The organism is Pseudomonas sp. VEM90 (assembly GCF_054611535.1).
The window spans coordinates 47,242-59,636 of the sequence record NZ_JBTRAR010000015.1 but is presented as its reverse complement, the minus strand read 5'-3'; the positions used below and the strand labels follow the sequence as shown (position 1 = coordinate 59,636).

Below are 12,395 nucleotides of genomic sequence, written 5' to 3'. Positions count from 1 at the left end.
ATTGCCAGGGCCGCTTTGCGGCCCATCGCGGCGCAAGGCTGCTCCCACAGAAGACGCGACTTACTGGCGAATCCACTTCTCTGCGCGACGTTGGAGAACAGGCGGAACGCAAACTATCGCGGAGGGGGGGCCGGAACACCTTTGAGAACGCCGTAGCTGAAAGCCGAAAAGGCCCACCTTTCGGTGAGCCCTTTTTGATACTGCGTAGGGTGCGGCACCAGGAGTCGAACTGGCACGCTAACATATTAAAAAATATATCGTTTTTAACAAAATCTTTTCCTCAATATCCCTAAAAGTACCCTGGTCAGAGGGGTGGTTTTTGTTGATTGAATGTTCAAGTAACGAACCTTTACATGGGGCAAGACAACCGTAAAACAGGAGCAACCTACCGTAAAAATAGGCCCGCAGCTTGAATGCAGAAAAGTGGTTGTGATATCAATTCCATTTTGCCACTATCTCTGAATGCAGATGGCACTGCAAAAATAGGGTAATACCAAGGGAAGTGAAGGCCGTGACCGATAATTCGAGCGCAGTTTCTGCATCAAGTAAGGCGAGTGCGCCTAAATATAGCGTTTTACCTGCTATCCATGACGCAGCACAACAAGCCCGGAACTTAAGGCAAGTAATGCAAGACGATAAACAGCGAATAGGCTGTTTTGTCGGTGCAGGCTGTCCCTTGGGTGTTTACGACGCTGATGGTATAAAAAGTATTGTATTGATTCCTGCCGTTGTAGAGTTGACAGCTCGCATTGCAATAGGGCTTAAAGCAAGCGACGAAAACGCGGGCGGTGCTACGAAGTATAAGGAATATTGGGATTTCTTATGTGCTGAATGCCAGGCAGACGATGAAAAATCTCCTACTGTTGAAGATGTTCTCACAGAGTTGCGTACGCTAGCGAATCGTAGAGGGAGTTCTAGCGTCTTAGGAATGACCAAGAAAGAGTTACGTGATCTCGACGAGATAATATGTGCTCTCATTCTTGATGAAGTCAATAAACCATTGCCAGCGTACCGTAATGCGTACACTCGCTTTGCATCTTGGGTGGGGGGCGTCCATCGTGACGCGCCTATAGAAATATTCACCCCAAATTATGATGTTCTGTTTGAACAGGCTTTTGAGCAGCATCCGCTTCCCCACTTTGATGGATTCGTAGGTTCACACAAGCCTTGGTTCGACTTAGCGTCTATTGAGCACGATTTAATACCTTCCAGATGGACGAGATTATGGAAGCTACACGGGTCAGTTAACTGGGAGAAAAGCGAAGAAGTAGTAAACGGAGTAAAAGCTACACGGGTTGTCCGCGTTACGCGGGAAGCTGAAGCCGGTAAGGTCATGATTTTTCCGTCGCATCTCAAATACGACCAAAGCCGCCGCATGCCATATCTAGCTATGCTTGACCGATTAAGAGCTTTTTTTCAAGGAAAGGATGCTCCAAGATTAATTGTGTGTGGCTACTCTTTTCTCGACGAGCATTTGAACGAGATTTTACTAGATGGGCTGCGAGGTAATCGCAATGCGCAATGCTTCGCCTTAATGTACTCAGGTCTCGATCAACACTCCAGAGCTGTTGAGTACGCAGTGAAGCAAAGTAATCTAACCGTTCTTGCTTGGGATGGAGCCGTTGTGGGGAACCGTGTAGGCCGATATCGCTCTGGAACTATTGGCGGAAAAGAGCATATTCCGTGGTTGACCGAAGAGGAGGTGGGAGTCGACGAGCGAAAAGAACTTCAGCCTCGTAGTCGGTTGGGTGATTTCCACTATTTCGGTCTATTTCTTGAACAGCTATGCGGTGGAAGTAACTACGATGCGTAGCGCTAACTTAAACTCTGATCCTTCCAGACTAGGCAGTGTTGAGGATGTTAACGGTTCAAGCATTAGCGTGAAGCTTGCGGATAGCACTCCTGCAGGTCTTCTATTCGTACATGGTGAAGCATATCGAGTTGGGCAAGTAGGCGGATTTGTTCGTATTCCGTCTGGATACGTTGATCTATACGGAGTTATATCGCAAGTTGGCGCTGGGGCTGCCCCTGGTCCCCCAGAGCTTGCTACACAGTTTGGTAATCGTTGGCTCAGAGTCGAGCTCGTAGGGCAAGGACGAAGAGGAACTAAATTCGAACGGGGTATTGCTCAATATCCGTCGATAGGTGACTCAGTCCATGTTGTTACTGAATCTGATCTAAAAACGGTGTATGCCCCAGAAGATGACGATGGATATGTAGCTGTTGGTCGAGTTGCAAGTGCTGAATCAATTCGTGCATATCTTGATATAAATAAACTAGTTACCCGCCACTCTGCTGTGGTTGGAAGTACCGGTTCAGGAAAGTCAAATGCTGTAGCAAATTTGCTGGGCGCTGTCTCTGATCGTTCACGCTTCCAGTCAGCTCGCGTAGTATTGTTTGATCTTCATGGAGAGTATGCGAATGCCTTTGGTGAGCAAGCCCGAGTTTTTCGAGTTGGTGCTGATCCAACCTTAGGAGAAAGAGAACTGTATATCCCGTTTTGGGCACTCACGGCCGAAGAATTTACTTCAATGGCAATGGGATCTGTCACCGGAACGGCATTAGTTTTATTGCAAGAAAAGTTACTATCTAGTAAGCGAGCATCGAAACCGGGAGGTGCTCCGCATGGTTTGCCTGACCTCGCTGTCACGGTTGACACTCCGCTACCGTTTTCAGTGTATCAGCTTTGGCACGATTTATATTCGTTACACTGTGCAACTCATACAGTAAGTAAGAATCAGAATCAAACCGAGACGACAAGAGCTTATCTTGAAGATGGGGTGCCTCCGGTAAAAGCGGTCGGGGACAGTGAGCAACTCTTACGACCTCGATTCAGGCCAATTACAACGGAGGCTGGTGCAGAAAAGATCTATGGTGGGCTCTATGGAGATTTGCCACGCCCTCATCTTGATAGCTTAGAAAGTAAACTTCGTGATCCGCGAATGCAATTTTTGTTTCGCCCTGGACCTTGGTCCCCAGACACCGACGGTACAACTACCGCTGATCTTGATGCTCTGCTCGAATCTTGGGTGGGTGTGGATACACCCATTTCTGTATTTGATTTATCAGGTATACCCACGGCAGTCGTCGATGACCTAATAGGTGCCGTACTTAGGATATTGTACGACGCAATATTCTGGGGGCGAATGAAGCCGGAGGGTGGCAGGCAGCGCCCTTTACTTGTAGTACTCGAAGAAGCGCATTTATATCTTAGCCCGCAGACAAAAAGCCGAGCTGCTACTGCCGCAAAACGTATTGCGAAAGAAGGGCGCAAGTATGGTGTAGGTTTAATGCTTGTTAGCCAGCGTCCATCTGAGGTGGATAGCACAATCCTCTCGCAGTGCGGTACTGTAATTTCCTTACGTTTAACAAATGACTCGGACCGATCACAGGTTACCTCGTGCGCATCTGATAATCTAAAAGGGCTATTTTCGATGCTTCCGGTTCTCCGTACTGGGGAGGCGTTGATAGTGGGCGAGGCCGTTAATATGCCGATACGAGCTATCATAGATCGCCCTCCTGAAGGGAGACGTCCTGAAAGCGACGATCCTTTAATCGTCGTACCGAAGGGAGAAGACGGTGAGCGTGTAAGAAGCGGTGGATGGACTGAGTCTGTCCAAAGTGAGAACTATAAGCCTCTGACCGAAGCTTGGCGCAAACAGGATCCTACTGCAGGTTAAGTACATCCAATAAAACAACTGGAGACACAAACGATGGAACGTACGCCTGTAATATCTAGTAATGTGAGTTCGATTGGTTATGATGCCGACGAGCAAATCCTTGAGGTGGAGTTCAATAATGGGGCTGTGTATCAGTATTCATCTGTTCCAGAACACGAGTATGCTGGATTAATAGATGCAGCCTCTAAAGGGTCGTATCTCCATTCGCAGATTAAAAATAGATATTCGTGTATCAAACTTTGAGCTGATTTTTCCGAATTCTACTGAATGAGCCAGTGGTACTCCCGCGACTCTAATCCACAGGATCAGAGGCGCGGGATTTAAGCAGGAAAGACGACTCATCTACTCCCGATTAAAAATGAGGTGTCGCGTGCAGTGACGTACACTTTAACGAAATATCTACTTTTAATGCTACCCCTGCGGTCGCCTCTGCATCCAAAAGCCTAACTTACGTTCCCAAGCGGTCTTAGTCTTGACATTCGACTGTTTGGAAATAGCCAATTCCAATATTTTTATAGCTTCATCTATGTTGCAGTCGAGCAAAATTTCTGCCTTGTCGTTTAAAAAGCTTGTTAAAAAATGCTCTACATTTTCTTCGGTCGCTAACTTATCAATTGCCAAATCAATTTGATTTGTCGCGAGCGTAAATTTTTTCTGCCCTCTCAACTGTTTAGCTCGAGCTTGATGGAAAAATGCATCACAATTTTCAACCTCGTCGAGCAATCGGCCTGCCTCGTCGAAATCGCCAATTTCAATATAGAATTTTGCTACCTTTACTCTGGCGTAATCATTGCCATCACGAAGTGCATGACTGTAGTAATGTTTGGCCAAGCCCGAAGCGTAATCAAGTTTAGCTTCCCTTCCTTCAAATTTTTTATATTTAAACAGACGATAGAGGGCGGCTTGAATATCTGCGTAGGCCATCATAAGTTTTTGATTAGTGTCAATATTGTCAGGTGGCGGCAACGCTTCGCTGAGTTCTTTAAAAGCGTCCGGCAACTCAAAACCGAGATAGCTAGACAATCGACTCAGTATCCGATATGGATGATCAAAAGATGATCTTAAATTTATTGATATATCTGACAAGAAATTATCAAGCCTTGCCTCTATGTATTTAGCCCGAAGATTCTTATACTTCGAGTTTGCCATTAAGTCGTAAAAAGATAGGATAATTGAGTAGGACGCTTCGTTCGCTCTTGAATCTAGCACCATGCTTACATAGCGCTCCACTTCGGCTAAATTTTTTGAATTGTCAGCGATTCTCGCCAATTGTAAGATACATTGCTCACTTCCCGGATAGTCCTTGAGAAGGTTTTCAAATAGCAGCTTGGCTCTCTCCGAATTACCATCCCAATACTCAAGCTTGGCAATATGATGTCTAACAAGAAGCATCGATGCGGTACCCTCTTGGAGACTTTTCTCAATACTTCCTAGCCTCTCAATAGAACGCCTTGCTTCAACGTGATAATCTTCAGGAGATGCGGGGCGATCAATAGAGATTAACTTAAGCTCCATCGACTCTATAAGTAGGAGAAGATCCTCTAGGGAATTGCCGCTTAAATCAAAGGAATCGATCTCACGAACAAGCGCACCTTTATGAACCAGGTTGTCTGTAACTTGAACAATTGCGTACAAAATGGCTTTTTTATGGCGCTCATTCAACGTTGAATAGTAAAGTGACTCTAAAGTCTGTCTGTGTAGTACGCAAAAGCTATAATAGCCGCTATTTTTAAACTCATTCTGCTCTAGAAGTAACTCGCCTATTTTGACTGTGAGTTTGTCAGTTTCGGGGCTGTTTGCAATTGCTTTCTTAACAGATAGTAGTACTATTGAGTGAATCGTAGAGTAATTTGGGTTAGATCTGACTACTAAGGCGGTCTTCTCCAAATTTCTTAAGGCCTTGCTTCCTAGTAGTTTATTAAATACGAAGTTGCTCACCATTTCAGCGTCTAAAAGCGCAATCAAAGAGAGTTCGGTTTTAAATTTATCGAGATATTTGCCGATTACCAAATCGGAGATCGTCTGCGAGCGCCCGGCTACGATTTCATCTGGAATCTGTTCGATCTCACCTAAAAACTCCTCAACCTCTTCGGGATCAAATTCTTCTTCTTTAATGATTTGGCATACCAACCCTAAACATAGAGGGTGCCCGCCCACTTGGCTGATGATTCGTTCGACAAAACTTTCATTTAAATCGATTAAACTCTTGATCAATTCTCGAGACTCGGCACCGCTCATCTCTGAGACCTGGTAAGATCGCGACTTATCCAGAACTCTCTCAATTGACGTTATAAGAAGCCGACTCCCTTCGCTTGCGAAAGCGTTGAATTTGTTTTCCAGTTCGCCTGCATCGCCGGAGATATTGTCGAGAATTACTAAAACTGAAAATTTTTCGCAAATATAAGCAAGATTTAGATTTTTATCATACCCGCTGACTTTTACAGATCCAAAGTCAAAAGCTTCAGCTGCTGATGCGTCTATCCAAACTACAGAATCAAATTTATTTTTCAAACGATGGCTAATAGATAGAGCTAACTTACTTTTGCCGATACCGCTCAAACCATACAGCGCTGTCGTTTTGCTTCCCTGTACCAGATCAATTATGTCCTCTTCAGGTTGGCGAGATATGTATTCTGCGGGAAGTACAGGAAGCTCGTTGGCTTTCGAAATGGCCGAATATAGGGCGGAGGCACGAGGTAAATAAGTTAGCACGTTTACGATAAATCTTTGGTCGCCTACATTGTCTGATACAATTTCGGCGATCTTCTCGGAGTCATAAACTTTTACTTGCCTGCCCAGCGCCAAATGCCGAATCAACTTGTTAACTTTATCAAGGCGCCCTGCTTTTGCCTCTTGATTTGCAAATAGATATATCTCTTGGCATTGGGTGCTGTTCTTAATTGCTGAGTTAATATCCTTGATAGGTTTGGTGATCTCGATTTTGAGTTTTAGAATCTCATCAAAATCACTAGCAAATGAATCGAAATATCCTTCATCAGTCCCGCATTGCCCCACGATATTAAAATTATCTGTAGAGAAATCGACCGTCCGACTGATCGGCTTTGCGTAAAGGTTACTCCCCTTGTGCGTCGCTACCTCTCCCACGAGTTTCTCAAATATAGGGAGGCAAAAATATTCGAACTCAGTTCCGTTCAGCGTTATCAGATCCTGAACTATACTGTTTATAAAAGCCCGCTTTAGCAGTTCCAAACTTACCCCCTTAATCTAGAAAACACAAACTTAATGTATTTATGATCCCGTTAGGATCAGTCGCAGATCGAGTCTTACGTCAGTTATACCGCAGAGTCGTCCCATGAGTAGAACAGAAAATGGTGCAAAGCGGGACCGCAGTCATTAACCCTCGATAGCAGATAGTCACTGCTTCGTTCATGGGTTATGGATCAGCAAAGAACGTACCGTGGTGATCATTTAGAGCTGTCCATCGCACAGCGCCATTCACGCTGCATTGGCAGACGCTTGAGTGGCGGCTACGGTCGTTTTCTGCCTCCTGCTTGGTGGTTGAAGCTCCATGATTTGTCTAATCGATGAGTGAGCAGTTGCACGGTTAGGAAATAGTAATAGCGCGTCGACTCACTGTGCCGGTTTAGGTGGTGATTGAGAAACCAAGCGAGGTGTTTTCTCTGCCAAGCCCAAGGGGTGTCGCGTTTCCAGCGCTCCGAAATTGCGGATTGGATAGCCTTCGCCTGATGCAGATGGCGTTGGCGCGTGGCATGTGACCCGGTCAAAACGCCCGTCAGAAATAGCTCCATATTGAATGGCTTGCTCATGCTCGACCACCAATGTATGCCGACACCACGTCAATACGACCGTGTCCCAGCTCATAGCTGACTTGCCTCCGGGCCTCACGATCTAGGTTCTTATCTACCTGGCAACATTGGCCGCCGTTGATAGGTGCACAGTGCTGGGTGATTTGCTTATAGCGCTCACATGCGTATGCAGCTCGTAGCTCATGGAAGCCTTTGAGGTTGTGTGCATGCAGGGTTTTCCGCGCAGGACTGACGATTTCTTGCAGAAGATGTAGGTAGCTTTCATTTGGCGCAATCAGGTTGCGACTACCGAAAGGCGACACCTGCCGTGCAAACCCAAGCGCCTCACGAACATAGTCGTCCACCGCAATCCAACGGGGCGCCGAAGCTCCAGCGCGGCCGCCTTTGGTGCCATCCTGAATATTTATCCTGTGTAGGTCGTTAGCCTCACGGCTTAGCCGTGGCAGGTCCGCCAAGATGGTCTCACGCAGGCGCATGCCGGTGGCTCGCGCCAATAGAACAATCGCGGCAGCCCGTTGCTGATGATGGCGGCAAAGTGCATCGACGATCTGCTTAACCTGTTCGCGATCTTGGGCCTGCGGCACTGAGTGTCGAACCCCGCTGCGCTGCATTCCCAACGCCTTGCTCGGGCTGGGCAATTTCACGTACTGATCACCGCGAAGCGCTGCCATGGTCCTGTTAACGCTGGATAGCCGGTTTTGTGCGGTGCTGACGGCGAGATCACCGCGCCCAACCAGGTCACGCAGATACGCCGCATAGTCTGCCAACAACTTCCGATCAACCCGCCGCGCATCATTGATACCGGGGCCCTGATCGGAGCGGCACCACTTCACGAATGCCTGCCACCGATCACTGTGCGCCTTGACCGTGCCGTAGTGGCCACCGCCGAACATGTCTTTCAGCGCCTGCGGCCCTGCATAGCTCAATTGCCTGCCGTACCCGAAATTGCGGCCGTCGCGTCTACCCACCAATGCCATATCGGTCACCTCATCTCTCGCTCTCCAGTCCTCGCCCCACGTCATCCCGCCAAGAATGTTGAGTGTTATCAGGGATCAAGGCCCCTGCGACCTGTGGGGATGTCCTCTAACGCGGGACTGGCGGCTCTTTACGACCAAGAGCAAGGGCATCTCATGATTTGGCCTCCTGAGCACCGTTACCGGTGGGCGGGTGGAGGCAGCATTGGCTGACGAGACCAGTGCCTGAAGATCCTGAGCCAGGTGCAAGTAGCAATGCGATGACCGGGGCATGCCTGACTGTCAGTCAGGTGCAGTCCATTCCTTGGTCTGCGGCACCATCATCTGCATGGCTGTTGCTGGTGACATCGGCGTTTGTCACGCCGATTGTCACGAGGGGGAATGCCGCAAAGCCTTGTGCGATCAGGGCTGCAGCAGTGGTAGAAGTGCCCGTCTCTTTCCAGAAGAAAGAGACGGGCACAGGTTGGCGCAATATTTCGGCCAAGCGGATAGGTTGCTGCAGGGCAGCGAGGTACGGAGTATCTGGCGCACGAGCGCTATATGTGTAAGAGCATTCATCACATGGGTAGTGACCGGGCGAGCTGCCGAATGCTAATCGCCCTTGGGGAGAACCACCGCGAGAGCGGCGTGGCCTTGAAGGTTCGGGCCACCTGGGGTGCTGTCATCGACAGCTCTTGCAACTCCCGGTCTACGCCTGTGGACAATATTCGTCAAGCAGAGCGATTTCAGGTATTTAGCGCCTGTGGATAAAACTATCCCCCGGTGGACATCAGTGGTTTTCCACAGACGTACTCTGTGCCAGCAGTTTTTTTCTAAGGTATGGTCCATTCAAACGGGGCGGCTATGCAGCCCCGTTTGAATGGACCCGCGCGGAGGAGCTTCATGCGGTGCTGTGGGTAACTTCACAGCGAGTTGAGGTGGTGGTGCGGCGGGTTACTCGGTCCTCTTGGCACTGCGAAGGCGCGTGACGTTCTCGCCCGCCTGCTTGGCAAACTCATGCGGCGTCACATGGTCCTCGCGGTTCGCCTCCAGAAACCGGCTCCACCAGGTCATGATCATCCGGCGCTCTTCGAGGAACTCGGCCTTATGGGTATAAGCGGCCCGTACGTTGTTGCGTTCCTTGTGACTCATCTGCCGCTCGATAGCCGTCTCCGACCACAACCCGGACTCGACCAGCGCACTGCACGCCATGGCCCGGAACCCGTGGCCGCAGATATCCACCTTGGTGTCGTAGCCCATCGTCCTGAGCGCCGCGTTCACCGTGTTCTCGGACATCGGTTTCCACGGCTTGGCATCCCCCGCGAACACCAGCTCGAACTTGCCGGTGATCGCGTGGATCTGCTCAAGCAAGGCCACTGCCTGCGGCGATAAGGGTACAACGTGGATATCCCCGGCCATTTTTGTACCCCTTGTGGAAAAGGGTACTCCGTCCAGCGCCGGGCGGGTGTCGGGGATCTCCCAGATGCCACGCTTGAGGTCAAACTCGTTCCAACGGGCGAAGCGCAGTTCACTGGAGCGCACGAACACGTGCAGCGATAGCATCACCGTGAGGCGCGTGAGCGGGCGACCTTTGTAGCCGTCGATACGCGCCTGTAGCTCAGGCAACCGCGATAAGGGTAGTGCGGGTCGATGTGTAACCCGTGGCGTTTTGATCGAGCCATCGAGATCGTGAGCCGGGTTCGCCGTGATCAGTCGCAGCCGTTTGGCTTCGCGCATGATGCTTTGCAGGTAGTTCTTGATCCTGAGCGCCACGTCGATGGTGCCGCGCTTCGTCACAGCCTCCAGTGGCTGCATGAGGTCGTGGGTGTCCAACTCAACGATTGCCCTGGCACCTAACAAAGGGAATACGTGAGTCTTCAACCGGCTGAGCACAGTCTTAGCGTGGCCCGGCGCCCACTTCGGCACCATCCCGGCATACCAATCGAGCGCAACGCTTTCGAAGGTTCGGCCATTGATCACGGCTTGCACCTTGGCCTGCTGCTTGGACTGGATAGGGTCAATGCCGTTGGCGAGCTGCTGTTTGAGCTCGAAGCGCTTGTGGCGAGCGTCAGCCAGCCCGACCACCGGGTAATTGCCGAGTGAGGTCAGGCCCTCGCGACCATCGGGCTTCACATACCTGAGCCGCCAGCCTTTGCGACCGTTGGGCTTCACGAGCAGGTAAAGGCCATCGCCGTCAAAAAGCTTGTACTCACGTTCGCGAGCCTTTGCAGTGCGGCAGGCGTTGTCGGTAAGGGGAGCTGTTGTGCGAGCCATAAGGGTACTTTCCAATGTCGAATTGGTAGGTATCCTTAAAAGTACCCTTATTAACGCTGGCTACCCTCGGAATCCGACGGAACGCCAAAACGAAAAAACCCGCCAGAAGGCGGGTTTTTCGGGGGTTCCAGAGATTTTGAAAGCCTTCTCTGGAACCTTGTATGGTGCCGGCACCAGGAATCGAACCCGGGACCTACTGATTACAAGTCAGTTGCTCTACCATCTGAGCTATACCGGCAATGGGGCGTCATTATAGCGATCGTTTGGCGCCTGTAAACCACTTCCTTGCGAATGTTCGCAAAAGACCTAAGTCACCGGCCTAAAAGAAGAATTTTCCTACCAGCCGCGGTGCATGGTGGTGACGCTAGGCTCGCTTTTACCCGGGTTGAAGAACAGCTTGTCGTTGTCGCAGCCGCGCTTGCGGCATGGGGCTTCTGTGCGCAGGGGCAGGCCTTTGTCGCCGCCTAGCTGCATGCCAGGGTGGTTCCAGCCCAGGTTGCTGTTGGGGTGGGGCGAGGTGCCGCCGGCGCAGCCGGTCAGGGCCAGGGCGAAGGTCAGCAGGGCAAGGGGGTTGGCTCGGGTCACGATGCTCAGGTCCGGTGGTCCATTGTCGGTTCTGGCGCAACGCCAGAAGGTCGCGGGGCTGGCGGGCAGCGCGCGACGTCACTTTTTAATGATTTGGGGGGCGGATGATACACCGTTGCGGCGGTGGAGCATTAGCCTTGTGTTGTCTGGTATGGCCTCTTCGCGGGTGAACCCGCTCCTACACGGGGGCGGGTAAGCCGGGTTATCTGTGTAAGGGAATTCTGAACCATGGGGTCAAAAGCTTCAGGGTTTGGATGCTTCGGAAGTATCCTACGCGCGCCGCCGAAGTAACGCTGTTGTCGGGGAAGTGGCTCACGGATACCGTTCTCGGGTCGCTCTGGCGACTGGGTGTGAGAACCCGACTTGAATAAGCGCTACCCGCCATGGTGGTCGTACGTGGGCAGACCTCGGTCTGGCCGGGCTTCCTTATTCACTCGGTTTCTCACCCTGCGTACGGCTGCCGCCCCAAATCCGTGAGAAAGATTTTTGGCAGTCTCCTTCCGTGAATAAGGATTTGCCATGAAAAAAGATGTTTCTGAGCCAATCACAACCGCAGGCGTGGAAACCTTCCTCGCAGCCGGTAACCCATCCCTCAATCTGCTACGCGTAGAGCCCGGCGTCCCTGTCGATGCTGCCTACGAGCATGTCTCGATCCTGATGGGCTACATCAAGCACCTGGTGCGCGAGGGGGATATGGAGGACGACCATAAATTTCTGGGTGCAGCCGATTACCTGTGCGACATGGCCAAGGCGCTGATGAACGATATCGAAATTGCCAAGGGCAAGGCGCATTAGGCATTGACGCGGTCATTTGTGGGAGCGGCCTTGCGTCGCGAAAGGGCTGCAAAGCAGCCCCGGCGATTTCAGAGATTGCGCCGAAAACGGGGGCCGCTTTGCGGCCCTTTCGCGACGCAAGGCCTCTCCCACAAAAGCCGCTTGCGCTAACCACAAGAAATGTTTATGCACAAGTGGCATCGGCGACCTGAGCGAAAGGCATGCCGGATCGCTACGCCGCTGGTCTTTGCGCAAACGCCTGTTTTTACTGGGCTGTAGCCGCAAGTAGGAATAAGCCAAGCGCTTGAAATAGCGCTTGGATCCAACAGGTAATCACAAGC

Annotated in this window: 9 protein-coding genes and 1 tRNA gene; 4 read left to right on the top strand and 6 right to left on the bottom strand. The window is 50.7% G+C overall.

Going from position 1 to position 12,395, the window contains the following annotated elements; translation table 11 throughout:
- The first annotated feature begins 511 nt into the window (after positions 1-511).
- Genes ACYCCG_RS15705 through ACYCCG_RS15695 form a run of 3 tightly spaced genes read left to right on the top strand, consistent with a single transcriptional unit; the run spans position 512 to position 3,923 of the window.
- On the top strand, positions 512-1,813 hold the full coding sequence (locus ACYCCG_RS15705; protein WP_459671057.1) for an SIR2 family protein: 1,302 nt from the start codon (positions 512-514) through the stop codon (positions 1,811-1,813).
- On the top strand, positions 1,749-3,680 hold the full coding sequence (locus ACYCCG_RS15700; RefSeq protein ID WP_459671056.1) for an ATP-binding protein: 1,932 nt from the start codon (positions 1,749-1,751) through the stop codon (positions 3,678-3,680). Before ACYCCG_RS15705 ends, ACYCCG_RS15700 begins: the two co-directional genes overlap by 65 nt.
- A gap of 33 nt (positions 3,681-3,713) precedes the next feature.
- Positions 3,714-3,923, top strand: a complete 210-nt coding sequence (locus ACYCCG_RS15695; protein ID WP_312407260.1) for a KTSC domain-containing protein — start codon at positions 3,714-3,716, stop codon at positions 3,921-3,923.
- A 168-nt stretch (positions 3,924-4,091) separates the two neighbouring features.
- Here the strand turns inward: ACYCCG_RS15695 and ACYCCG_RS15690 are convergent, their stop codons facing one another.
- From ACYCCG_RS15690 to ACYCCG_RS15665, 6 genes are all read right to left on the bottom strand, one after another.
- Positions 4,092-6,890 (bottom strand): tetratricopeptide repeat protein, encoded by a 2,799-nt coding sequence (locus ACYCCG_RS15690; protein WP_312407257.1) that lies wholly within the window; start codon positions 6,888-6,890, stop codon positions 4,092-4,094.
- A 278-nt stretch (positions 6,891-7,168) separates the two neighbouring features.
- Complete coding sequence (locus tag ACYCCG_RS15685) at positions 7,169-7,468, bottom strand: hypothetical protein (RefSeq protein ID WP_312407255.1); 300 nt, start codon at positions 7,466-7,468, stop codon at positions 7,169-7,171.
- Positions 7,465-8,445, bottom strand: a complete 981-nt coding sequence (locus ACYCCG_RS15680; RefSeq protein WP_459671126.1) for an integrase domain-containing protein — start codon at positions 8,443-8,445, stop codon at positions 7,465-7,467. Before ACYCCG_RS15680 ends, ACYCCG_RS15685 begins: the two co-directional genes overlap by 4 nt.
- 930 nt (positions 8,446-9,375) lie before the next feature.
- Positions 9,376-10,695, bottom strand: coding sequence for a tyrosine-type recombinase/integrase (locus ACYCCG_RS15675; protein WP_312407251.1), 1,320 nt, complete (start codon positions 10,693-10,695; stop codon positions 9,376-9,378).
- 162 nt (positions 10,696-10,857) lie between these two features.
- Positions 10,858-10,933: transfer RNA gene (locus ACYCCG_RS15670), tRNA-Thr, on the bottom strand.
- A gap of 98 nt (positions 10,934-11,031) precedes the next feature.
- A complete protein-coding gene (locus tag ACYCCG_RS15665) occupies positions 11,032-11,280 on the bottom strand; it encodes a hypothetical protein (protein WP_010951646.1) in 249 nt (82 codons plus the stop codon).
- Positions 11,281-11,799: 519 nt separating this feature from the next.
- Between ACYCCG_RS15665 and ACYCCG_RS15660 the strand changes: the two genes are divergently transcribed.
- The gene (locus ACYCCG_RS15660) at positions 11,800-12,075 is read left to right on the top strand and encodes a DUF3077 domain-containing protein (protein WP_019439071.1); all 276 of its coding nucleotides are present in this window, start codon (positions 11,800-11,802) and stop codon (positions 12,073-12,075) included.
- Positions 12,076-12,395: the final 320 nt, after the last annotated feature.